Annotated in this window: 21 protein-coding genes and 2 pseudogenes; 15 read left to right on the forward strand and 8 right to left on the reverse strand. The window is 71.8% G+C overall.

Annotation, left to right across the window (positions count from 1 at the left end):
• Nucleotides 1–118: 118 nt before the first annotated feature.
• From lepB to ACGF5T_RS25120, 4 genes and pseudogenes are all read left to right on the forward strand, one after another.
• A pseudogene (lepB, locus tag ACGF5T_RS25105) lies at nucleotides 119–820 on the forward strand (signal peptidase I); the annotation flags it as partial.
• Nucleotides 821–983: 163 nt separating this feature from the next.
• A pseudogene (locus ACGF5T_RS25110) lies at nucleotides 984–1,399 on the forward strand (DUF3052 domain-containing protein); the annotation flags it as partial.
• A gap of 558 nt (nucleotides 1,400–1,957) precedes the next feature.
• Nucleotides 1,958–3,007, forward strand: a complete 1,050-nt coding sequence (locus tag ACGF5T_RS25115; protein WP_366767531.1) for a hypothetical protein — start codon at nucleotides 1,958–1,960, stop codon at nucleotides 3,005–3,007.
• Nucleotides 3,008–3,156: 149 nt separating this feature from the next.
• The gene (locus tag ACGF5T_RS25120; RefSeq protein ID WP_392889261.1) at nucleotides 3,157–3,417 is read left to right on the forward strand and encodes a SpoIIE family protein phosphatase; all 261 of its coding nucleotides are present in this window, start codon (nucleotides 3,157–3,159) and stop codon (nucleotides 3,415–3,417) included.
• Between the two features lie 297 nt (nucleotides 3,418–3,714).
• On the opposite strand, the gene ACGF5T_RS25125 is transcribed toward ACGF5T_RS25120, so the two are convergent.
• On the reverse strand, nucleotides 3,715–4,272 hold the full coding sequence (locus ACGF5T_RS25125; protein ID WP_356606811.1) for a hypothetical protein: 558 nt from the start codon (nucleotides 4,270–4,272) through the stop codon (nucleotides 3,715–3,717).
• Nucleotides 4,273–5,508: 1,236 nt separating this feature from the next.
• Here ACGF5T_RS25125 and ACGF5T_RS25130 point away from each other — a divergent pair.
• From ACGF5T_RS25130 to ACGF5T_RS25160, 7 genes are all read left to right on the forward strand, one after another.
• Nucleotides 5,509–6,048 carry an RNA polymerase sigma factor gene (locus ACGF5T_RS25130; protein ID WP_079155779.1) on the forward strand — a complete coding sequence of 180 codons (540 nt, stop codon included), beginning with the start codon at nucleotides 5,509–5,511 and terminating at the stop codon, nucleotides 6,046–6,048.
• Nucleotides 6,045–6,845, forward strand: a complete 801-nt coding sequence (locus ACGF5T_RS25135) for a hypothetical protein (protein WP_366767532.1) — start codon at nucleotides 6,045–6,047, stop codon at nucleotides 6,843–6,845. Before ACGF5T_RS25130 ends, ACGF5T_RS25135 begins: the two co-directional genes overlap by 4 nt.
• A 33-nt stretch (nucleotides 6,846–6,878) precedes the next feature.
• The gene (locus tag ACGF5T_RS25140; RefSeq protein WP_366767533.1) at nucleotides 6,879–7,673 is read left to right on the forward strand and encodes an ABC transporter ATP-binding protein; all 795 of its coding nucleotides are present in this window, start codon (nucleotides 6,879–6,881) and stop codon (nucleotides 7,671–7,673) included.
• Nucleotides 7,670–8,980, forward strand: coding sequence for a hypothetical protein (locus tag ACGF5T_RS25145; RefSeq protein ID WP_366767534.1), 1,311 nt, complete (start codon nucleotides 7,670–7,672; stop codon nucleotides 8,978–8,980). Before ACGF5T_RS25140 ends, ACGF5T_RS25145 begins: the two co-directional genes overlap by 4 nt.
• Nucleotides 8,977–9,567, forward strand: a complete 591-nt coding sequence (locus ACGF5T_RS25150) for a hypothetical protein (RefSeq protein ID WP_366767535.1) — start codon at nucleotides 8,977–8,979, stop codon at nucleotides 9,565–9,567. The genes ACGF5T_RS25145 and ACGF5T_RS25150 overlap by 4 nt, the downstream gene beginning before the upstream one ends.
• 108 nt (nucleotides 9,568–9,675) lie before the next feature.
• Nucleotides 9,676–9,858, forward strand: coding sequence for a hypothetical protein (locus ACGF5T_RS25155; protein WP_366767536.1), 183 nt, complete (start codon nucleotides 9,676–9,678; stop codon nucleotides 9,856–9,858).
• Between the two features lie 302 nt (nucleotides 9,859–10,160).
• The gene (locus ACGF5T_RS25160; RefSeq protein WP_366767537.1) at nucleotides 10,161–11,564 is read left to right on the forward strand and encodes an MFS transporter; all 1,404 of its coding nucleotides are present in this window, start codon (nucleotides 10,161–10,163) and stop codon (nucleotides 11,562–11,564) included.
• A gap of 42 nt (nucleotides 11,565–11,606) precedes the next feature.
• Here ACGF5T_RS25160 and ACGF5T_RS25165 read toward each other — a convergent pair whose 3' ends face one another.
• The 6 genes from ACGF5T_RS25165 to ACGF5T_RS25190 form a co-directional block, all read right to left on the reverse strand.
• Complete coding sequence (locus ACGF5T_RS25165; protein WP_366767538.1) at nucleotides 11,607–13,595, reverse strand: GAF domain-containing protein; 1,989 nt, start codon at nucleotides 13,593–13,595, stop codon at nucleotides 11,607–11,609.
• 109 nt (nucleotides 13,596–13,704) lie between these two features.
• Nucleotides 13,705–14,505: a 3-hydroxybutyrate dehydrogenase gene (locus tag ACGF5T_RS25170; protein ID WP_356606795.1), complete on the reverse strand. Its 801-nt coding sequence runs from the start codon at nucleotides 14,503–14,505 to the stop codon at nucleotides 13,705–13,707.
• A 54-nt stretch (nucleotides 14,506–14,559) separates the two neighbouring features.
• Nucleotides 14,560–15,039, reverse strand: a complete 480-nt coding sequence (locus ACGF5T_RS25175) for an NUDIX domain-containing protein (protein WP_356606793.1) — start codon at nucleotides 15,037–15,039, stop codon at nucleotides 14,560–14,562.
• 67 nt (nucleotides 15,040–15,106) lie between these two features.
• Nucleotides 15,107–16,720: an apolipoprotein N-acyltransferase gene (gene lnt / locus ACGF5T_RS25180; RefSeq protein WP_361010499.1), complete on the reverse strand. Its 1,614-nt coding sequence runs from the start codon at nucleotides 16,718–16,720 to the stop codon at nucleotides 15,107–15,109.
• Nucleotides 16,721–16,802: 82 nt separating this feature from the next.
• Complete coding sequence (locus ACGF5T_RS25185) at nucleotides 16,803–17,357, reverse strand: hypothetical protein (protein WP_356606789.1); 555 nt, start codon at nucleotides 17,355–17,357, stop codon at nucleotides 16,803–16,805.
• A 78-nt stretch (nucleotides 17,358–17,435) separates the two neighbouring features.
• Nucleotides 17,436–18,221 carry an aspartate/glutamate racemase family protein gene (locus tag ACGF5T_RS25190; RefSeq protein ID WP_361010495.1) on the reverse strand — a complete coding sequence of 262 codons (786 nt, stop codon included), beginning with the start codon at nucleotides 18,219–18,221 and terminating at the stop codon, nucleotides 17,436–17,438.
• 39 nt (nucleotides 18,222–18,260) lie between these two features.
• Between ACGF5T_RS25190 and ACGF5T_RS25195 the strand changes: the two genes are divergently transcribed.
• Entirely contained in the window at nucleotides 18,261–19,502 is a 1,242-nt protein-coding gene (locus ACGF5T_RS25195) for a glycosyltransferase (RefSeq protein ID WP_356606785.1), read from the forward strand.
• Here ACGF5T_RS25195 and ACGF5T_RS25200 read toward each other — a convergent pair whose 3' ends face one another.
• Complete coding sequence (locus ACGF5T_RS25200; RefSeq protein ID WP_366767562.1) at nucleotides 19,503–20,774, reverse strand: TerD family protein; 1,272 nt, start codon at nucleotides 20,772–20,774, stop codon at nucleotides 19,503–19,505.
• A gap of 294 nt (nucleotides 20,775–21,068) precedes the next feature.
• Here ACGF5T_RS25200 and ACGF5T_RS25205 point away from each other — a divergent pair, with 294 nt between their 5' ends.
• The 3 genes from ACGF5T_RS25205 (at nucleotide 21,069) to ACGF5T_RS25215 (ending at nucleotide 23,174) form a co-directional block, all read left to right on the forward strand.
• The gene (locus tag ACGF5T_RS25205) at nucleotides 21,069–21,506 is read left to right on the forward strand and encodes a DUF6643 family protein (RefSeq protein WP_356606783.1); all 438 of its coding nucleotides are present in this window, start codon (nucleotides 21,069–21,071) and stop codon (nucleotides 21,504–21,506) included.
• A 43-nt stretch (nucleotides 21,507–21,549) separates the two neighbouring features.
• Entirely contained in the window at nucleotides 21,550–22,377 is an 828-nt protein-coding gene (locus tag ACGF5T_RS25210) for an MOSC N-terminal beta barrel domain-containing protein (protein WP_356606781.1), read from the forward strand.
• 191 nt (nucleotides 22,378–22,568) lie between these two features.
• On the forward strand, nucleotides 22,569–23,174 hold the full coding sequence (locus ACGF5T_RS25215) for a hypothetical protein (RefSeq protein ID WP_356606779.1): 606 nt from the start codon (nucleotides 22,569–22,571) through the stop codon (nucleotides 23,172–23,174).
• Nucleotides 23,175–23,217 lie beyond the last annotated feature (43 nt).

Raw genomic sequence — 23,217 nt, forward strand, 5'->3', positions numbered from 1 at the left:
TGCCGGTCGCCGGGAACTCCCGCTCGTTGACACGGTGGTGGGCCCGGCGCTGTGCACGCTGCCCACCACGGAGAAGGTGCGCCACAGCGGGGGCGCAGGAGGGATGGGAGGCGTGGCTATGGAAGATCTTGTCGCCGGCGCACGGTCGAGATCGAGGGACGGTGAAACCGACGACGAGGGGGCGGCCGGCGGCCGGCGGAAGACGCGCTCCTTGTGGAAGGAGCTGCCGATCCTGCTCGGCGTCGCGTTGCTGCTCGCCTTGTTCATCAAGACGTTCCTCGTCCAGGCATTCTCGATCCCGTCCGACTCGATGCAGAACACGCTGCAGAGGGGCGACCGCGTGCTGGTCGACAAGCTGACGCCGTGGTTCGGGTCCAAGCCGCAGCGCGGAGAGGTCGTCGTCTTCCACGACCCGGGGGGCTGGCTGCCCGAGAAGGCCGAGGAGCCGAACGCGGTGCAGAGGGTTCTCGGCTTCGTCGGCCTGATGCCGTCGGCGGACGAGAAGAACCTGATCAAGCGGGTGATCGCGGTGGGTGGCGACACCGTGGAATGCTCGGGGAACGGTCCTGTGAAGGTCAACGGGAAGGTGATGGACGAGCCGTTCGTCCATCCCGGCAACACCCCCTGCGGCGACCGGCCATTCGGACCGGTCAAGGTGCCGAAGGGCAAGCTCTGGGTGATGGGTGACCACCGCCAGAACTCTTCTGACTCCCGGTACCACCAGGACCTGCCCGGCAGTGGAACCATCGACGAGGACCAGGTCATCGGCCGGGCCATCGTCATCGCCTGGCCGGTCAACCGGTGGGCCCCGCTGCCGGTGTCGCGATAGCGAGCATCAAGGGAGTCTCGGGAGGCCCGTGGCGTGTCCGGCTCGGGGCAGCGGTTATGCGTGACGCCCGGGTGGCGGTGCCCGTTGAAACGTCAGGGCGTACCGACAGGCCGCCTCTCGAAAGTCGAGGAAGTCGAGGAAGTCGGGGGCGGCGATGACGACCGCGGAGATACGTCTGGGTAAGCGACTGGGGTTCACTCCCGGTCAGACGGTCGCAAAGATCGGATGGAACGACGACTGCGACGACGAGCTGCGCCAGTCGGTCGAGGAGGTGACCGACACAGAGCTGCTCGATGAGGGCACGGCTGAGGCCGTCGACGTGGTGCTGCTGTAGTGGCGTGAGAACGCCGGAGATCTCGCCGACGGTCTCATGGACACCGTCACGGGTCTCAAGGACGGCGGCTGCATCTGGCTGGTGACCCCCAAGACGGGTCGCGAGGGGTACGTCGAGCCCAGCGACGTGCACGAGGGGTGCAGGCGGTCGGCCTGACCCAGGTGACCACCCTGACGGCGGCGCAGGACTGGACCGGCACCAAGCTGGTGCGCCCCTCCCCCGGGCCCGTGTCACGCGAACAGGGCCCGCACGGGCGGCCGAGGAGCCCGGCCCCGGCGCGGGCTCCCGCACCGCCGTCGGCCCGGGCAGCAGCTGTTTGTGCTGTTCGGCGACCGGGACGCTGGGGAGCTGCACAGCACGACCCGGCGCTGACTATGTTTGGGCCGTCTCACTCTGGCAGCCGGGACGCTCGTCCCCGCCCGTCACCCACCGCAATCGTCAGGGACAGAATCTCTCGGGACTATTCACCGTGACGGTGGGCAAGGTCTGCGATGGGCGGCGTGGCAGTTATTCGTTACCCCACGGCGCTCAACAGCCGTCCTCACCCTCCGGGTACGCTTCGCGTGCTGGGGACGCCTTTCGTTCCGCAGCCCGACGGGACGGTATGGATCGCCGCGTCGACCTCGGCCACCTTCGGGCGGCGAACGGGCCACAGCAGAGCCTGCCGCGGTACCGGTCCCCGTCGCAGACGTTATGCAGGCATGAGCCGCAACGGTGCCTCAGGCAGGCTCAGTGGTGTCAGCTGACGTGGATCGGTACACCCATTGTCAGACGCCGCTGGCAGCATCACTGCTATGAGGACCATATTCACCACCCCGCCACGGCCGTTCGACATCGCCGCACTCTTCCCTCAGCTGGTTCCACTGGCGCGGTCGGCCATCCGATTGCACCCGAGGCCGGGGGCGCCCACTGTGTACGACAGTTCCGTCGGTGGGCCGCTCCTCTGGCCCGCCGACGAGCCGTGGCCGCACTGCGACGAGCCGCACGACAGGCACGCGTCGCAGACGGTCCACTCCCCGGACGACGTCCGGCTGCTGCGCCGCGATCTCGCTGCCGCGGAGCAGCGGCTGCGGCTCGACCCCGAGGCGCCCGAGGTCACCCCCGAGGAACGGGAGAACTGGGAGCGGATCAAGGTGGGCCGCCCGTGGTTCGACGGCCCGATCCCCCTTCTCCCCGTCGCTCAGCTCCACGCCCGTGACGTCGCCTTCCCGCGCCCGCCCGACGCGGACCTCCTCCAGGTTCTGTGGTGCCCCTTCGACCACGCCGAACGCGCCCACCCCACGACCGCACTCTTCTGGCGCTCCTCCGCCACTGTCACCGATGTCCTCGACGCACCGCCCGAGCCGCCGGTCATCCAGTCCCAGTGGTACCTCCCGGAGCCGTGCCTGTTCTCCCCGGAACAGGTCACGGAGTACCCCAATCCCTCAGAGCTGCCCGAGGAGCTGCGCGCCCAACTGGAGGACATGAGCCGATGGGCGTCGATCGACCCGGCACTGTACAGCAACTACGCGTACGACCCGGGGGAGCTGTACTTGAACAACGCCTGCCACGCGCCGGGTTGGAAGACCGGCGGCTGGACCGGCTGGGGCCTCGGCGACCCCGTCGACCGGCCCTGCCCCGAGTGCGGCACGGACGAGGTGCCGCTTCTCACCATCGCTTCCTCGGAATGGGACGCCGGCAGCGGAACCTGGGTTGCCGAGGAGGAGCCGACGAACCCGGCCCCGCTCCCCCTGGGAGCGCGGGACGGCAACTTCACGCTGATCGACATCGTCGGCGGCTACAACCTCCAGCTCCACGCCTGCCCGACCGACCCGTCCCACCCCCACATCGAGCTCATCCAGTGAGTCCACGCAGAAGTCCTCCGCCGACGCGCACGCCACAATCGGCACCGCGAACGACTCTTTGGTCAGCAGAACCTTGGCCAACTATCAGATGATCCAAACGACGGGCCCTAGGTCCGGATCTGGCCGGGGGCACGCCCCCGGCGCGGCACGTGCCGCTCGACCGGCGGGAAACGGTGCTGATGGTCACGGCCGGCGTGACCGAGGCCCGCGACGAGACAGGCGTCTTCTTCCCCTTGCGGTCATGGCTGGAGCTGTTGTCCCCGCGGCGACCGGACGGCGTGGGCCCGACCGAACTGCTGGACGCTGTCATCGAGGCCGTCTTGGATCACACGGGAGGCCGCCTCACCGGCGATGCGGCACTGCTCGCGGTACGCAGACACGCACCGCGGTCCGCAGTTGGACCGGCGTGAGGAGCCCCGGCATGACGATGCCTCCCCAACAAGCGGTCCGACGGCCGCGGCCAACCGCGCTGGTGGCACCTGGCCAGCGTCGGAGCCGTCTCCTTCAATGCCGTGGTTCAACCGGTGCCGTAGAGGCGCTGCACGACAAAAAAGGCTTGCCCCGCAAGGACTCTAAGGGCCGCAAGAAGCCGACGCAGACTGCCTGTACGAGTCCTCGCATATCGGCCGATCCACCTATGCCCCACCGGACATGACCGATTCGGATTGTCCGGCGGGGCGCGGAATGCCGGGCTCTGGGGTCAGGCATCAGATCGAGGTGATCTCCAGCGTCACCGCGCTGTAGATACTTGAGACGGTGCCCAGCCCGAGGGTGCACTGCAGAACCTGGGTCGCCGGCCCGGTCTGGTTCAGTATCACGGTGTCCCCTTGGAACAGCCCGGAGGTCACGGTCCCGGTGATGACGACCGCCAGTACCGCACCCACCACGTTCGTGTTGAAGTTCGCTGACACGGTGCTGGTCTGACCGGTGTTCCACGTGATGACGATCGTCATGCTTCCGCCGGCGAGCAGGTCGAGGCAGGTTCGTTGCCGGGGCGGGTTGGTGACGACGGACGACCCGGACGTGATACCCGGCTGCGACAGCGAGAGACACGGTCCGAACTGATAGGAGACCGTGGACTGGGAGCTCTGCGGCGTGTTGCTCAGCGGCGGGCTGTAGCTGGAGACCGCGCTACTCGGAGGTGTGCAGGTGACGTCCAGCAAACCGCTGGTGCCCTTCGCGTCAGCACTGGCCGGTGACGCCGTCAGGAGAGTGCCGACCAGGAGGAGACACACTGCAGCCAACAGCGTGCCGGTTCTGGTCATTCCCGTGCGTATGGTCCGTAACATTCCTGGTTCCTTCCCGAGTGGGTCGCAACGGCGAGGGATTCTGCAGCGTCTCACGACGGACGTGGCGCCGGTCGACTGGACGTCGCAGGTTGCCCCGGTCACGCTGCTACTCCGCTGCCCGACACACAAGGGTGTGCGACAGCATGAAGGGAGTGAAGAGAACACTTCCCCGTTTGAACCATTTCGCGAGGCAGCGGATGAACACACCGAGGCAGGGCGCACCTCCACCCGTGCTCGCGTATTCGCGCGAGTTGCGGACGCCCTATGACGCGGGGTACGGCAAACCGGTCTGACCACGTTGAAGGCCTCGTGGGCGGCATAACGCTCGAGGCGTCGGATGATCTCACGGCGGGTCTTGCCCTCCTCCCACCATCGTGTGGGCCCATCAGCACGCAGCCGGCCGGACGGAACCACCGACGACGCCCGCGTCAGAGGGTGCCGAAACGGCAGAACACCAGGGCGATACACCGTCGCAGACCCTGCTTGCCCGGCTGGTGGAGGTGGTGCAGGAGGTGAGTGCCTGTGCCGCTCACGGGGCGGGTTCACCAGCAAACTCCACCTGAGCGCCAGGCTGTCGGGCGGAAGCTGGTGGTCGTACTACGGTGCGGCGTGAAAGTCGCTCCTCATCAGTGGGCGGCCCGAGAGGACAGGGTCGCCTCCGGCTAAGTGATCAAGACAGCCGGTCCCGTAGGTCGGGTGCGGTCTTGGTAACGAGGTCGTGCTAAGCCGACTAACGCAGAAAGCCCAAGAGTTCAGCCGGTCACCTGCCGCACCGCCGGCGGCCGGGGGGGGGCGCCCCGGATGGAGCCCCGCGCAAAGTGGCGCCGTGCGCGCGGACCATCCCGTGGGTGACAGGAGCTTGCTCGACCATCAGCTCGCTGTGCAGTCGAGCGACGCTGGTGCATCCCTCCGTGCATCGCCGTTCCGAGTAGGGCTTGTAGGGTCCGGTCTGCTTGGTCGGGGCTGGTTCTCGCGGATGCTGTCCTGCCAGCGGGCGGCGCTCGCGTATCGGAGCACGGTGTGGAGGCCCCAGCCCAGGTGCCGGGCGATCGCCCGGCGTGAGTGGCCTTGGGTAGGCCCACGGTGCGATTCGGGCCGGTCGGTGATGTGGACGACCTCGCGCTCGGCGCAAGACGCCGTTGCTTTCGGTAGCCGCCGAAGCGTCCGAGAACCTGAATGGACGGTCGTTTCGTCTCCCTGATCGTGAAAGGGATGGCAGACCTCGACGAGGCAGAACTCGTGCGTCGCGTCGCCGGTGGTGACCGGGCAGCGTTCGACGAGTTGTATCGACGTACTTCGCCCTGGTTGGCCGTGCGGCTCCGCCGCCGCTGCGCCGACGACGACGTCGTCGCCGACGTGCTCCAGGAGACGTACTTGGCGGTCTGGCGCGCGGCCGGCAGCTATGCGGGCTCCGTTACCGAGGGCAGCGCGGTCGGCTGGCTCTGGGCGATCGCCGCGAACCGTCTCGTCGACGCGTTTCGCCGACGTGCCCGGCAGGAGCGGGTACCGACGGTTGCCCTGCTCGACACGACCGCACCGGCCGCCGAGGACGAGGTGATGGCGAACCGCGTCGACCAGAACTTCGAGCAGGCGCTGCTGCGGCTGCCACCGGAGTTGCGGCAGGTGCTGCAGGCGATGGTGCTCGATGACCTGTCGGTCCGTCAGACGGCGGTGCTGCTCGGTGTGCCGGAGGGCACGGTGAAAACCCGCGCGCGGCGGGCTCGGATGGCGTTGCGGAAGGCGCTCTCATGACTCATCCCACCACCACGATCCTAGCCCGCTACGCGGACGGCGGGCGCGGACTCGATGACGCCGCGCTCTGGTCGATCGAGGTCCATCTCGACGCGTGCGCCCACTGCCGTGAGTCACTGGCCGCCGAGGCCACCCCTGCCACGACGGATCTGCTCGACCGTGTCGCCGTCTCGCTCGGCCAGGCGATCGAAGCGAGCCCGTCGCCGACCCGGTATTCCACCCCAGCGGCGGCCGTGCACCGACGCTGGCTCGCGTGGACGCTGCTGCCCTGGCTCGCGGTGACCGTCGCGGTGCTGGGCTGTGGCGTCCTCCTGGACTCCGCCGAGCCGAGCCTGCCGTCGCTCGTGCTGCTGCTGGCCCCGGTGGCTCCGCTGCCCGGCGTCGCGGTGGCCTGGAGCCGGCGGATCGACCCCGCCTGGGAACTGATCGCCACTACACCGGCAGCCGGCCTGGCCATGGTGCTGCGGCGGACGCTCGCGGTGCTCGTCGTCGTGCTTCCGGCATTGCTGGTGGCGGGTGTGAGCACCGGGACCTCGCTGGCCCTCACCCTGCTTCCGTGCCTGGCGTTCACGGCAGCCACCCTCGTGCTCGGCGCCCTCATCGGCGTACGGCGCGCGGCGATCGGACTCGCGGTGGTCTGGTCCGCGGCGGTCCTGCTGCCGAGTGTGGCGGCCCAGTCCCTGCCCCCGGCACTGCAACCGGGCAGCACCGCCGACTGGGGGGTGGCCACCGTGGCCCTCGCCATGATCACACCGCTCGCCGCCCCGCGCTTCCGCCGCCTGAGCAGTAGCAACTGACCCCCCAATCAACAGGATCAACAGGAGTGACCCATGCGAGCGGTGCGCGCTGCCGAAACGGCTCCCACCCTTCATCCCTGGCTCGTCCACGCAAAAGAACTGCGTGTTCGGGCCGGCCGGCACTTGGCCGTCGACGGACTCGACCTGACGCTGACCTCTGGTGTGCACGGTGTGCTAGGCCCGAACGGCGCCGGCAAGACCACGCTGATGCGCGCGCTGTCCACCGTCGTCAAGCCCGCCGGCGGCTCATTGACCCTGCTCGGCGCGCAGGTGGACGGCCGTGCCGACCTGCGCGAAGTGCGTCGCAAACTGGGGTATCTGCCGCAGCAGTTCGGCTTCTACCCGCGGTTCACTGTCCGCGAGTTCGTCGCGTACATGGCCTGGCTCAAGGAAATGCCCAGAACCGCGATACCCGACGCCGTACAACGCGCGATCGATCGGGTGGGTCTCACCACCAAGGCCGACGCCAAGATGAAGACGCTGTCGGGCGGCACGCTGCGCCGGGCCGGCATCGCCCAGGCCATCGTGAACGGCCCCGAACTGCTCCTGCTCGACGAGCCCACCGTGGGACTCGACCCCGAACAACGTCTTGACTTCCGCGACCTGCTGCGTGACCTCGGCGCCGACAGTTGTGTCCTGGTCTCCACCCACCTCGTCGAGGACGTCGCCGCCGCCTGCACCGACGTCATCCTCATGAACGAAGGCCGACTCCTCTTCCAGGGCACCCCCGACGACCTGACCGCCCGCGGTGGGCAGGGCGACGCGGGCGACAGCCCGGCGGAACGCGGCTACTCCGCACTCCTGCGCCAGCACCGGAGCAACGCATGAACCGCATCCTCGGCATCGAACTCCGGCGCTCGGCCGCCCTCGGCGCCGCGCTCCTGATCGCAGTCGCCGGCACGATCATCCTCCACGCCACCGCGGGGCGATGGTCCACGGGGTGGATGGCGCTGGCCATGACGCAGCGCGAATACCTCGCGGTTCTCTCGCCCCTTGCGATGGCCGCCGGCGCCTGGCATTCCTATCGCGAGCACCGGGCGAACGTGGCCGAACTGTTCGCCACCGTGCCCCGCCCGAGACCGCATCGCATGGTGCCGATCCTGGCCACGACGGCCCTGGCGGTGGTCGTCGCCTACCTGGTCGCGCTCCTCGCGGCGGCACCACGGATCGCCGACACGGCGCGCTACCTGCCGCCGGCCGCGTTCTTCGTCGTGGCCGTCGGGCTGGTCGCGATGATCGCCTCGGTCTGGCTCGGGTTGGCCGTCGGACGCCTGGTGCCGGCGCTCGCCACCGCACCCGCGCTGGCCTTGATCGGCTTCGCGCTACTGATCCTCGCGCCCCACGCCCTTCCGGACGGCGGATTCACGGCGGCGTTCTCCCCGGCCATGGGGATGAGCGTGTTCAGCGACTACGACACCGTCGACGGCGGAGTCAGCGCCGCCCAGGCACTCTGGACGGCCGCGGTCGCGGTGGCCGGCGTCGTGCTCTTCACCGTCCAAGACCATAAGTTCGCGTTCGCCGCGCTGCTGCCGCTGGCCATCGGGGCCACGGCCACGGCCCTGGTGGTGCCGACCGGCGATGCCTACGACCAAGGGACGCTCGATCCGGTCGCCCAGGAACTGGTGTGCACCGACGACACCCCACGGGTCTGCGTCAGCCGGGCGCACGAAGGGTTGCTGCCCGAGGTAACCCCCAAGGCCCGGCACGCATTGGAACTCCTGACGAGAACATCGATCGTCGAGGCCCATGAGGACACCTCCACGTTCTCTCCTCCTACGTCACCGAGGTCGCGGGCCGACACCGCGCTGATGATTATCACGGTCGACGAGCACGGTCGCCTCGCCCACCCGGGACGGCTCGAACCGACGATGCTCACCAGGGTGTTCATCAGCCCTCTCAGCTGCGGAGACAACCAGAACTTCACAGTCGCCACCGCTGCGGCCTACTGGCTACTCGACCGGGAGCCGACCGCCGGTCCCGATGGCCTCGAATTCGACGACCCGGACGCCGTCGAGCTCTGGAAGGGACTGCAGACACTGCCGCGAGCCGAGGCCGAAGCCCGGGTTGTCGCCGTCTATCAGGCCGCCCAGAAGTGCCAGGACACCACCGACCTCCTGAGCGGAGGCGCCCGATGACAGGACTGACGCTCTACGTCCGCTCGCGCCAGGTGCCGGCGGCGCTCGGCGCGGCCGGCGCGGGCACCGCTCTCACGTGGCTGCTGGCGACGGCCTTCAGCGTCAGGAGCGAGGTGAGCAGCACCGTACTCGCCCTGACGGTCATGCTCCTGGTGGCCGTCGCCACCACCACGCTCGGCGGCCCCGACGACACCCTGGACCGCACGGCGGCGAGGCCGTGGGGGTGGCTGCGGATGTCCCACCTGGCCGCGGCCCTGGGATGCGTACTCATGCTGCTGCTGGCCACACTGCTCACCGGCGCGCGGTTCGGGCCGTTCGGATGTGTCGTCCGCGACGCGGCCGGCCTGCTGGGCCTGACCGCCCTGGGGACGGCCACGGTCGGCACCGCCCGCTCGTGGTTCCTGCCTCTCGGGTGGACGCTCGGCGCGACGGCGTTCCCGGGCGCGGGCACCGCGGGGGAGGCACTGACCTGGCAGACACAGGCCCCCGACAGCCGACCCGCGGTCGTAGTGGCAGCGGTACTCACCGTCGCCGGAACCGCCGCCTACGTCTTCCGAGGCCCACGTACCACAGCCGGAGATCTGTGACGGCGCTCGTGTGGTGTCGTTGACCGGGCATGATGCGCGGCGTGACGGCTGAGGAGATACCCCGAGCAGGAGGCCGAACCATCAGCGTTGCAGGGCTCGTTGGAGTTCTTGTCCAACCGGTCCGGGCCTCGGGTGGTGGTCGCGCAGTTCACCGAGGGACTGCACTGTGGCCTGACCGGCGATGTCCGCAACTGCCGGACCATGGTGATGCTCGCCAACGCCACCGCCGCCGAGCACGCCTTCATCGACGCCGCCTGTCTCCGCCCGAGGAACGAGACGCGGGCACCGTGAACTGCGGGTCACAGTCCTGTGTGTGCGGGTGAGGACGGGTGATGACGTGCGCTTTCGGTCGGCACCGAGCCAGCACGGGAGTCAGCACGCCATCGGCAAATCATGTCAATCTACGCGGTACAGGTGCCGCTCGATCCGCCCCCTTCCAGGCGGCCGAAGCGCCCCTTGGTGAGGACACATGGAGACTGTGCGCATAGCTCGCCTCCGAACTATGGTGTCCCACCACATACGTCTCTCACCTGCACCTTCCTACGGTATGGCGACACACAACCGTCCCCGCAGATCCCCAGGAAGTGGTGCCGATGTCGTCGCCCGCAACCGCTCCACCCACCCCGAACAACCTCAAGCGCATCGTCGCCGCCTCCCTCATCGGCACCACCATCGAGTGGTACGACTTCTTCCTCTACGGTTCCGCCGCCGCCCTCGTCTTCAACAAACTGTTCTTCCCGGACTCCGACCCCCTGGTCGGCACGCTGCTGTCGTTCCTCACCTATGCCGTGGGTTTCGCGGCACGTCCCCTCGGCGCCCTGGTGTTCGGGCACTACGGCGACCGGCTCGGGCGCAAGAAGCTGCTGGTGCTCAGCCTGCTGCTGATGGGCGGGGCGACCTTCGCGATCGGGCTGCTGCCCACGCACGCCACCATCGGCACGACCGCTCCCGTGCTGCTGACCGTGCTGCGGCTGGTCCAGGGCTTCGCGCTGGGCGGTGAGTGGGGCGGGGCCGTCCTGCTGGTGTCGGAGCACGGGGACGCGCGGCGGCGCGGCTTCTGGGCCTCCTGGCCGCAGACCGGTGCGCCGGCGGGGCAGCTGCTGGCGACCGGTGTGCTGTCGCTGCTGACGGCCCTGCTGTCCGACGCCGCGTTCAACAGCTGGGGCTGGCGGATACCGTTCCTGCTCTCGGGCGTCCTCGTGATGGTCGGTCTGTGGATCCGGCTCTCCGTCGACGAATCGCCCGTCTTCAAGCAGGCGTTGGCACAGGCCGAGACGCGCAAGGCCGAGGCCGAGCCGCTCCCCCTGGTCGCCGTCATGCGGCACCACTGGCGCGACGTCCTGATCGCGATGGGCGCGCGGATGGCGGAGAACATCAGCTACTACGTCATCACGGCCTTCATCCTCGTCTACGCCACGACCGCCGCCGACGTGTCCAAGCAGACCGCGCTCAACGCCGTGCTCATCGCGTCCGCCGTGCACTTCGCGGTCATCCCCGCCTGGGGCGCGCTGTCGGACCGGATCGGCCGACGCCCCGTGTACCTGCTGGGCGCGGCCGGGGTCGGACTGTGGATGTTCCCGTTCTTCATGCTGATCGACAGCGGCGGCTTCGGCAGTCTGCTCCTCGCGGTCACCGTGGGCCTGGTGCTGCACGGCGCGATGTACGCCCCCCAGGCGGCCTTCTTCTCGGAGATGTTCGCGACCCGGATGCGCTACTCGGGTGCCTCCATCGGCGCGCAGTTCGCCTCGGTCGCCGCCGGTGCGCCCGCACCCCTGATCGCCACCGCGCTGCTCAGCGCGTACGACAGCTCCACCCCGATCTCCCTCTACGTCATCGCCTCGGTGGTGCTGACACTGATCGCCGTGGGTGTGGCCAAGGAGACCCGCCACCGCGACCTCGCCGAGGTCGAGCCGTCCCCCGCGGACGGGGACGGGGGCGGGGTCAGCCAGGAGGCCGAGGCGGCGGCCTCCCGCGCACCGGGTGCGCGCAGTCTCTGACCCGCTCCGGGACCGACCCCCGTACGCGCGTGCGTGCGGGGGTCAGTGCTGTGTCGGTGTCGTCGGTGTCGTCGGTGTCGACAACCGGTGGAGTCTGAGGGCCAGTTGGATCTCCAGTGCGCGGTCGGGGCGCTGCCAGTCCTCGCCCAGCAGGCGGCCGACGCGCTCCAGCCGCTGGGCGACCGTGTTCACGTGGACGTGCAGTTCGTCCTTGGTGCGGGCGGGGCTCATGCCGCAGGCGAAGTAGGCGTCCAGGGTGCGCAGGAGCTCGGTGCCGCGGCGGGTGTCGTAGGCGACGACCTGGCCGACGGTGCGCTCGACGAAACCCGTGACGTCCTGGTCGCCGGCGAGCAGCAGGCCCAGGAAGCCGAAGTCCTCGGCCGCGGCGCCGTCGCCGGAGCGGCCCAGCAGACGCAGGGCGTCGAGGCAGCGTCTCGCCTCGGTGTACGCGGTGGCCACCGCGTCGGGGCGGGCGGCGAGGTCCTCCACGGGGGCCGAGGCTCCGACCGTGACCGCCTCGTGGACGGCCGTGCCGAGGTGCCGGGCGGTACGGCGGGCCAGGTCCGTGGCGCCGTCCCCGGAGGTGAGGGGGAGCAGCAGGACGGTGCCGCCGTCGCGTGCGGCGGCCAGCCCGTGGCGGGTGGCGGCGAGGTGGGAGGCGGCGGCCCACAGGCGTCTGCGCGCGTCCGCCTCCTCGTCGGCGTCGGGTGCGGTGGCGTCGAGGCGGGCGGCGAGCACGACGTGCGTGGCGTCCAGGTCGGCGCGCAGCCGGCGGGCGCGGTCGCCCAGGAGGCGGGGGTCGCGGTCGCGGGCGTCGAGCAGGTCGTCCAGCAGCTCGCCGCGGACGCGCTGCTCGGCCTCGGCGGCGGAGCGACGGGCGAGCAGCAGGAGGGAGGTGACCATCGCCGCGCGTTCCAGGGTGCGCTGGTCGACGGGGTCGAGTCCCGGGTGGCCGCGCAGGACGAGGGCGCCGAGCAGTTCGTCGCCGGCGGCGACGGCGGCGATCCAGTCCGCCCGGTGGGGCACCGCGTGTCCCTCGGCGCGGGACGCCTCCAGGGCGTGCGCCGGTGCCGCGCCGGCCTCGGTGAACTCGACGGTGCCGTCCAGCACCTGGGAGACGGCGGCGGCCACGTCGTGGACGCCGCCGCCGCGCAGGACGAGTTCGGCGAGCCGGTCGTGGACGTCGGAGGCGCGCTCGATGACACCGCTGCGGTCCTGGATGATCTCGTTGGCCCGCTCCAGGTCCGCGAGGGCCGAGCGGGTCTCGGCGAGCAGGTTCGCGGTGTCGATGGCGGCCGCCGCGAGGGCGGCGAAGGAGCCCAGCAGGGCGATCTGCTCGCGCTCGAAGACGCGGGCCCGCCGGTCCGCGGCGAAGAGCACCCCGATGACGTGGTGGCCGAGCATGAGGGGGACGCCGAGGATCGCGACGAGGCCCTCGTCGCTGACCCCCGCGTCGATGGTGCGGGTGTGCTGGAAGCGGGCGTCCTTGAAGTAGTCGTCGGTGACGTAGGGGCGGGCGGTCTGGGCGACGAGGCCGCCGAGCCCTTCGCCCATGCCGAGCCGCAGCTGCTGGAAGCGAGCCGCCACCGAGCCCTCGGTGACCCGCATGTAGGTGTCGCCGCGGGCCGGGTCGTTGAGGCTGAGGTAGGCGACGTCGGTGCCGAGCAGCGAGCGGGCCCGCTGCACGATCGCGCGCAGTACGGCGTCCAGGTCGCGCAGTCCGGCCAGGTCGTGGGCGGTCTCGAACAGCGCCGACAGCTCGGCCTCGCGACGTCGGCGGCCCTCCAGCTCCGAGCGCACGCGGAGCGCGAGGCGCTTGGCCTGTCCGAGCGCGGCGAGCCGCTCCGCCGGCGCCCCCTCGGCGCGGGCCAGCAGCTCCGGCTGCTCGTAGGCGTCGGCGGAGGCGCCCCGGGCCAGCAGTTCGAGGAAGGGTGTCTCGACGGCGGCGGGCCTCCGGTCCCCGGCGTCGCCGGCCGGAGCTCCGGCATCGTGGACGGAGCGCTCGGCGGCCTGCAGGTGATCACGGGACATGCTCACAGGATTCCCCATCGCACGGTCGTCCCGGCAGCCCTGTGGACAACCCGGCGCGGGCGGTCAGTGTTGTCCACAGGGCTGCCGGAGGCGCGGGCCGGCCCGCGGTTCAGTGCGCGGTCCAGCCGCCGTCCAGGACGAGTGAGGTGCCGGTGACGAAGGAGGCCTGCGGGCCGCACAGGTAGGCCACGGCCTCGGCGACCTCCTCCGGTTCGATGAGTCGGCGCAGCGCGCTGTCCCGCAGCATCACGTCGGTCAGCACCTGCTCCTCGGGGATGTCGTGCGCCCGGGCCTGGTCGGTGATCTGCTTCTCCACGAGCGGTGTGCGCACGTAGGAGGGGTTCACGCAGTTGGAGGTGACGCCGTGGGCGGCGCCTTCGAGGGCGGCGGTCTTGGACAGACCCTCCAGTCCGTGCTTGGCGGACACGTAGGCCGCCTTGTAGGCCGAGGCCCGCAGCCCGTGGACGGAGGAGATGTTCACGATGCGTCCCCAGCCCTGCCCGTACATGTGGGGCAGGGCTCCGCGGATGAGGCGGAAGGGGGCCTCCAGCATCACGGTGAGCACGGTGTGGAAGACGTCGGGCGGGAACTCCTCGAGGGGCCGCACCAGCTGCAACCCGGCGTTGTTGACGAGGACGTCGGTGCCGGCGGCGGCGCGTTCGGCGGCGTCCAGGTCGGTCAGGTCCAGGACCTGGGTCCGCACGCTGCCCGGGAGGTCCGCGCAGCTCTCGGCGAGCGCGTCCAGACCACCGGCGTCCCGGTCGATCGCTCTGACCTCGGCCCCGGCCGCCGCCAGTCGCAACGCGCAGGCACGGCCGATGCCGCCGGCGGCGCCGGTGACGAGGGCGGTACGGCCGCCGAGGTCGAGCGAGGGGGCGTGGGGGGCCGGGAGGACACTGGGCGAGGTCATGCTCCGACCCTAGGGAGGGCCCCCCTCGCACCCCATGTGGGCACGCCCCATATTTCAGAGGCAGTCAGTGGTCTCGAACCATGTGGGTGCGTCGGACAGCGCCTGCTTGATGCGGAGCTGCCCGAACGGCCCGAGGTCGGGCAGCGCGTCCACCGCGAACCAGCCGACCTCCAGCGACTCGTCGTCGTTGACCCGGGCCTCCCCGCCCACGGCCCGGCAGCGGAAGGTGATGTCCATGAACTGGCAGACGTCGCCGTTCTCGTACGTGACCGGGTTCAGCGCCTGGACGAGCACCAGGCGCTCCACGGCGCAGCGGACGGCCGTCTCCTCCTCCACCTCGCGCACGGCGCAGGCGGCGGGCTGCTCGCCCGGGTCGGGGATGCCACCGATCAGCGACCACCGTCCGTTGTCGGATCGTCGGCCGAGCAGGACCCGGCCCTCGTCGTCGAAGACCACGGCGGTGACTCCGGGGAGCCACAGCAGCTGATGCCCGGCGGTGGCGCGCAGGTCGAGGAGGAAGTCGGGAGTAGCCATGCCCCGACCCTAACGGGGCTCCCGGAGCTCCCCCGGTGCCCCGGCGGGGCGTGCGGTCGGCGTACGGCTACACGCCACGGGCGCGCCGCCCGCGCACACCCGCGCCGACGGCCCAGCCGAGCCCGCCGGCCGCGACCAGCACCAGCGCGATCTCGGGCGCCACGCCGAGCCGGGTGGCCGGGGTGAGGGAGGAGCGCAGGGGCACCTCCTGCACCAGGGAGTCCGCCACGAACATGCCGGTCCTCTGGGTGATCCTCCCGTCCGGCATGATGATCGCGCTCACGCCGCTGGTCACCGGCACGGTGACCGTCCGGCTGTGCTCGACCGCGCGGACGCGGGACATGGCGAGCTGCTGGTAGGTCATCTCGCTGCGGTCGAACGTCGCGTTGTTGCTGGGCACGGAGATCATCCGGGCGCCGTCGGTGACCTCGGAGCGCACGGCCCAGTCGAAGGCGGCCTCGTAGCAGGTGACGAGCCCCACCTTGGTGCCGGCCATGGTGAACACACCCGGCTCGGTGCCCCGGCTGAAGTCCTGGCTGACCATCGAGGTCCAGTCGTCGTTGATCGCCCCGATGAGCGAGCGCAGCGGCAGGTACTCGCCGAACGGCTGGATCTGCCGCTTGTCGTAGGTGTCGATCGGGCCCTTGTCCGGGTCCCACAGGATCTGCTCGTTGAGCAGTTCGCCGTCGCGTTCGACGACGCCGCCGACCGAGACGGGCGCGCCGATCGCCTTGACGGCGCGGTCGATGACCGCGCGCGCGTCGGCGTTGGCGAACGGGTCGATGTCCGAGGAGTTCTCCGGCCAGAGCACGAGATCCGGCCGGTCGACCTTCCCGGCCCTGACCTCGGCGGCCAGCCGCTCCGTCTCGCGCGCGTGGTGGTCCAGGACGGCCCGGCGCTGGGCGTTGAAGTCGAGGCCGGCCCGGGGCACGTTGCCCTGGATCACGGCGACGGTCGCGGTGCCGTCCTCCGCCGCGTCGCTGACCAGGGGCCGGGCCGCCACGGCGCCCACGACGGGCACGGCCACGCAGAGCAGGGCCACCGCCGCCGCACCGCGCCGTACCTCGCGGGTGCGGCGCGCCCGCACGGCCCACCGCGCCGCCTCGGCGAGGCCGAAGCCGCACAGGACGACCGCGAACCCGAGGACCGGGGTGCCACCGACCGCGGCGAGCGGCAGGAACACGCCGTCCGCCTGCCCGAAGGCGACCTTGCCCCAGGGGAAGCCCTCGAAGGGCACCCGCGCGCGTGCGGCCTCCCCCGCGGTCCACAGCGCGGCGGCCCACACCGGCCACCCGGGAAGCCTGGACACCGCGGCGACGCCCGCGCCGACGAGTGCGAGGAAGATCGCCTCGATCACGGCCAGGGCGAGCCAGGGGCCGGGGCCCACCTCCACACCGGTCCACACCAGCAGCGGCAGCAGGAAGCCCAGACCGAAGAGGTAACCCAGCCCGAGGCCGGCCTTCCAGCCGCGCCCGCGCAGCACCCAGCCGAGGACGGCGAAGGCAGGCAGGGCCAGCCACCACAGGTCGCGCGGCGGGAAGCTGACGTAGAGCGCCACTCCGGAGAGCGCGGCGGCGGCTGCCGGAAGGAGGCGCGGGAGCCGGGCGGCGACGCGCGCGGCGGGCGTGGTCCGCGGCTGCGTCCGATCCGACTCGCCGACGGAGGTTGCGGTGGCTGTCACCCCCCGGAGTGTACGGCGGGTGAGCGCGCCGCCGACAGCGCGGTGGCGCCGTGACCGGGCCGGACGCTGTCCGGCCCGGGGTTCACGGCGCTGGCTCGGCGGACGGGCCGGGGGCCTTCGGGCGCAGCCGGTTCTTGATGACCTGGACGGCCGCCTCCGCGTCGTCCACGGTGATCGTGAAGGTGTGGCCGTCGCCCAGGCGCAGGATCAGGCCCTCCCCGCGCCGTACGACGACCGCGGTGCCCTTCTCGGGCCTCCAGCGGTATCCCCAGCCGCCCCAGTGACGCGGGGTGACGTGCGGGGCGAACTCCGCGCCGACCACCTGGGAGAGCGGGATGCGGCGGCGGGGCACGCCGATGTGGCCGCAGCGCACCTCCAGGCACTCCTCGTCGACTCTCAGGGCGACGTGCACGAAGGCCAGCGTCCCGAAGAGCACGAGGAGGCCCGCCGCGATGCAGCCGACCACGGCCATGGCCAGCGGGGCGACGCCCGACTCCCAGGCCGACTCGACGGCCAGCGCGATGCCGAACGCCACACAGGCGGCGCCGATGAGCGCCAGGAACCACTGGACCCGGTTGGTGGCGCGTCCGGTCCAGACGTCCGGTGGGGGGATGGTCTCGCCGTGGCGATGCCTCATGGCTATGAGGTTACTCAGGTTTCGCTGCGCGGGTACTCGGTCGCACAGGGTGACTGGGCCGACCGGGCGTGCCGTCGGTCAGCGCGCGGGTGTCACCGTGCGCAGCAGCCGGCCCTCGTCGTACGTCAGCGCGGCCGCGGGGAGCACGCCCTCGCGTCCGCTCAGCAGCACGGTGAGGGTGCCCTCGGCCGGGGCGCCCGGCTCGGGGCGGGCACCGATCCGGCGCAGGGCCTGCGCCGCGACGGCACCCGCGGAGCCGTGCAGGACCAGGCGCGGCGTCCCGGGGCGCTGCACGGCGGCGCGAATGCGTTCGGCGACCAGTTCGTAGTGGGTGCAGCCCAGGACGACGGTCGTCACGTCGTCCGGGGTGAGGGCGGCCGCCGCGGCGACGGCCGCGGTGATCGCGGCCTCGTCCGCGTGCTCGACGGCGTCGGCGAGCCCCGGGCACGGCACCTCGGTGACCGCCGCGCCGCCACCGAACCTCTCGATGAGATCGCGCTGGTACGGGCTGCCGGTGGTGGCGGGCGTCGCCCAGATCGCCACGGGCCCGCCGCCCGCCGCGGCGGGCTTGATCGCCGGGACGGTGCCGACGACCGGCAGTGCGGGCTCGAACCGGTCGCGCAGCGCGGGCAGCGCGTGCACGGTGGCGGTGTTGCAGCCGACGATCAGGGCGTCCGGACGGTGCGCGGCCGCGGCCTCCGCGACGGCGAGGGCGCGTCCGGTGAGGTCGTCGGGGGTACGCGGACCCCAGGGCATGCCGTCGGGGTCGAGGGAGAGGATGAGATCGGCGTCCGGTCGCAGGCGCCGTACCGCGGCGGTGGCCGCCAGCAGACCGATTCCGGAGTCCATGAGCGCGATCTTCACCCGGCCACCATAGTCGATGGTCCGCCGCGGGCCGCTGTCGTGGGGCACACTGCGCAGGTGAGCGCCGATGTGTGGTCTTCCGCCGTGACCGTCGTGCCCGCCCTCTCTCTCGCCGCCTGGCTGTGGCTGCTGCTCGCCCGGGGCTTCTTCTGGCGTACGGACGTCAGGCTGCCCGAGCTGCGGGAGCCCGCCGACTGGCCCTCGGTGTGCGTCGTCGTCCCGGCACGCGACGAGGCGGCCGTCCTCGGTACGAGCCTGCCGTCGCTGCTGGGCCAGGACTACCCCGGGCGGGCGGAGGTCTTCCTGATCGACGACGGCAGCACGGACGGGACGGGCGGGCTGGCGTGCGAGCTGGCCCGCGGGCACGGCGGGCTGCCACTGACGGTGGCCTCACCGGGGGAGCCGCCGGCCGGCTGGACGGGCAAGCTGTGGGCGGTGCGGCACGGCGTCGGTCTGGCCCGGGGGCGCGAGCCCGAGTACCTGCTGCTGACGGACGCCGACATCGCGCACGCCCCGGACAGTCTGCGCCGGCTGGTGGCGGCGGCCCGCACGGGAGGTTTCGACGTCGTCTCGCAGATGGCCCGGCTGCGCGTGGAGAGCGGGTGGGAGCGGCTGGTGGTGCCGGCCTTCGTGTACTTCTTCGCGCAGTTGTACCCGTTCCGGTGGATCTCCCAGGAGCGCGGGCGCCGCGGGACGGGAACGGCCGCCGCGGCGGGGGGCTGTGTGCTGTTGCGCGCCGAAGCGGCCGAGCGGGCGCGGATCCCGGACGCCATCCGGCACGCCGTCATCGACGACGTGGCCCTCGCCCGGGCCGTCAAGGGCCGCGGCGGACGCGTCTGGCTGGGTCTCGCGGACCGGGTGGACAGCGTGCGCCCCTATCCGCGGCTGCACGACCTGTGGCGGATGGTCTCGCGCAGTGCGTACGCGCAACTGCGGCACAACGCGCTGCTGCTGGCCGGGACCGTGGCCGGCCTGGCGCTCGTGTACCTGGTGCCGCCCGTGGCCGTGGTGGTGGGCGCGGTGACGGGGTCCGCGGTGGCGGCCGTCCTCGGCGCCGCGGCGTGGCTGGTGATGGCGGGCACCTACCTGCCGATGCTCCGCTACTACCGGCAGCCGGGGTGGCTCGCTCCGCTGCTGCCGTTCACGGCGTTCCTGTACCTGCTGATGACGGTCGACTCGGCGGTGCAGCACTACCGCGGGCGGGGTGCGGCCTGGAAGGGCCGCACCTACGCACGTCCCGCTGTCGTGCCGGACGAGGGCCGGCCCACCGCGGGTGGCTGATCACTTCCGGCCGGGGGTCCAGTTCATGCCCCACCCGTAGGCGTGGTCGACCGTGCGCTGCGGGCTCACGCCCCGCTCGGGCACCAGGTAGCGGGCCTCGCGCTGGACGACCAGGTCGCTGCCGGTGCTGGTGATCAGGGCGAGGGCGCAGACGGTCGAGGGGACCGTGCACTCGTCGAGCGAGAAGTCGATCGGGGCGCCGTACTGCGGTTGGAGGGTGACCGTGGCGTGCAGGTCGGCGAAGGAGCGGGCGCCCTCGTAGATGGTCACGAAGACGAGGACGCGCCGGAAGTGCTGCTTGTGGTCCAGGTTGACCGTGAGGTTCTCGCCGCTCGTCACGGCGCCGGTGCGGTCGTCGCCGTCGAGGTGGATGAACGGCGGCTGGTGGAGGGCGCCGAAGGCGTTGCCGAGGGCCTGGACGACGCCCTTGCTGCCGTCGGTGAGTTCGTACAGGCAGCACAGGTCGAGGTCGAGGTCGTCGTGCAGGGCGACCGGGCGGCCCAGTTTGCGGGCCCAGCCGGAGAACTGCTTGCGCACCTCCCAGTTGAGGTTGACCCGCAGGGCGCCGGAGGTGCCGCCCTGCTTGGTGAGGGAGACGGAGGGCGCCGCCTTGGTGAGCGTGACCTTGGTCAGCCGGACCGGCTCGGCGGGGGGCGCGGCCGGAGCGGGCGGCGGGGCGGTGGCCGGCCGCGTCACGGGAGGGGCCGGGGGTGGCGCGGTGGGGGCCGGTGCGGCGGGCGGCGGTGCCTGCTGCGGTTCGTCCACCGAGATGCCGTAGTCCGTGGCCAGGCCCTCCAGCCCGCTGTCGTACCCCTGGCCGACGGCCCGGAACTTCCAGGCGCCCTGGCGCCGGTAGAACTCGCCGAGCACGAAGGCGGTCTCCACGGTCGCGCCCGGGTTGTCGAAGCGGGCCGCCACGGTGTTCCGCGCGGCGTCGCGGACCTCGATGTACAACTCGGGAATTCTTCCGAACGATCCGCCGTCGGAGGAGGCCGCGAGGATGACGGTCTCGATCGCGGGCTCCACGCGCGTGAGGTCGACGAGCAGGCTGTCGGTCACCCGGCCGCCGGCCTCCCGCTTGCCCTCGTGGCGGACCGCTCCGGAGGAGTGCGCCGGCTGGTTGTAGAAGATGAAGTCCGCGTCGGAGCGGACCTTCCCACCCACCAGGAGCAGGGCCGAGGCGTCCGCGTCGGGCACCCCGGGGCCGGACCGCCAGCCCAGCTCCACCCGCAGCGCCGTCGTCGGCACCGGGGTGTTGGAACCTTTCGACATCGACATGTCCGCCCCCATCGCGTTCCACCGAGCCGGGCCGTTTCCCGGCGGGTCCGCCAGTTTTCCGCGTCAACCCGCTCCCCCGCCACCCACCCCTGGCGAGGAGTGTGCGAAGAGGCGGGGACAACCGCCGGTAACCCGCCCGGAACTCGGCCTTTACCCCTGGAACGCGTGACGTGACGCCCCATTTCGGCGCGTTCGCTCCCATTGGTGGTACCAGGGCGCCGCGGGCACGGAAAACAACCCTCTTATCGGTCTCCCCAACCAGCACATCGTGGGCTTAACTTATGTGCCATGACCTCCCCCCGCTCCACTTATGGCGGCGGCTACTACTCCGCCTCCTTCCCGGACACCCCGATCTACGACTCCCTCGTCGCCGAACGGGGCACCCCGCAGATCGCCCCGATCCGGGTCCCGGCCGCGTACGACGCGCCCAGCCACCTGCCGGCCCTCCCGTCGGCCCTGCCCGCCCTCCCGGCGGCACCTTCGCAATCCTCCTACGGCTACCCGCAGCAGGCCCCGCAGCCCGCCCCGCTGCAGCAGGCCCCCGCCGCGTACATCCCGCAACAGGCGACCGCGCCCCGCGGGTACCCCGGCCCCCAGTACCAGCAGCAGCCCCGGCCGGCCGCTCCCGGCCCGGCGGGGTACGAGGCGATGCGTCCCGCGGCGCCCCGGCCGGCGCCGGCGCCGTACCAGGACCCGTACAACCAGCAGCAGTACCGCGGCTACTGAGCCGACCCCGGGGTTTGTCGGTGCCACCTGGCACGATGGCGTCATGGGGAACGCGCGACTGCAGTCGATTCACGTCCATCCGGTCAAGTCGTCCCGGAGCCTGTCGCTCCGGGAGGCCGTCGTGGAGCCCTGGGGGCTGGCCGGAGACCGCCGCTGGATGCTGATCGACGACGGGGGAAAGGTCGTCACGCAACGCCAGCAGCCGCGCCTCGCCCTGGCCGCCGCCGAGCTTCTGCCCGGCGGCGGCGTCCGGCTGTCCGCGCCCGGCCGGGAGCCGCTGACGGTGCCGGTGCCGCGCGCCACGAGCACCGTCGTCACCCAGGTCTTCCGAGACAAGGTCGAGGCGGTTCCCGCCGAGGACGAGTCCGCGCACGCCTGGTACAGCGCCTTCCTCGGCGCCGACGTGCGGCTGGTGTACCTGGACCACCCCGCCACCCGCCGGCCCGTGGACCCGCAGTACGGGCTGCCGGGTGAGACCGTCACCTTCGCCGACGGGTTTCCGCTGCTCCTGACGGCGACGGCCTCCCTGGACGCCCTCAACTCGCTGATCGCCGAGGGGGAGCACGCGGACGAGGGCCCGCTGCCCATGGCGCGCTTCCGGCCGAACGTGGTCGTCTCCGGTACCGCGGCCTGGGCCGAGGACGACTGGTCCCTCGTCTCCGTCGGTGAGGTCGTCTTCCGGGTCGCCAAGCCGTGCGGACGCTGCGTCGTGACCACCACCGACCAGGGCACCGCCGGGCGCGGCAGGGAGCCCCTGCACAGCCTCGGCCGGCACCGCCGCGTCGACGGCAAGCTGGTGTTCGGGCAGAACCTGGTGCCGGTCGGCCGCGGCACGGTCCGGGTCGGCGACCCGGTGCGGGTCATCGAGTGACCCGTCGCTTCCCCACGGACGGATTCCGGTCAGGCGCCGTAGTACGGGAACCCGGCCCACGGCCTGGGGCGTTGGGGTTCATGAGAGATGCGTGAGAAGCGCGGTGGGGGGTCGTCCGCGCAGGACGGAGTCCCCCGACGGCCCGCGTGTGCACGGCTCGACCGGGGGCGAGCGGGAAGGGGGAGCTGATCGTGCGGGCGATCGGAGGGCTCTGGCACTGGCGGCACAATCCGCTGTGCCGCAGGACCGACCTGGCCGAGGCCTGGGTGGCCCTGGCCGGACTGCTCTCGATCCTTCTCGCGGCGCCCCTGATCGGCGTGGTCGTGGGCGGGGCGGTACAGGACGTCCTCCAGCGCTCGGTGCGCGAGCAGCACGAGTCCCGGCACCGGGTGACGGCCACCGTGATACGCACCCTGGAGCGTCCGCCGCTGACCCTCGACCCGGAGGGCGCGGTCGGCGGGGACCTGCGCAGCCGTGTCCTCGCCGGCTGGTCGGCGCCGGACGGCTCGCGGCACGAGGGTCCGGTCACGGCCGGCCTGGACGACCCCGGCGCCGGCGACCGCTTCGCACTGTGGACGGACGGGCAGGGCAGGGCGGTGGCCCGGCCGCTCGACTCCGCCAGCGCCACGACGCACGCCACCCTCGCCGGGCTCGGCGCCGCCCTGGGGGCCGCGGCCCTGGTCGAGGCCGGTCGGCGGTTCGTCGTCTGGCGCCTGGTCCGCCGCCGGTACGCCCGCCTGGACCAGGAGTGGGAACGGGCGGGGCCGGACTGGGGCAGGACCGGCACGGGCAGCTGACGGGCTTCCGGCTCCGGTCAACTCACCACCTGCGCGCACGCTA

The sequence above is a fragment of the Streptomyces sp. NPDC047853 genome (assembly GCF_043204535.1).
Classification (GTDB): Bacteria; Actinomycetota; Actinomycetes; order Streptomycetales; family Streptomycetaceae; genus Streptomyces.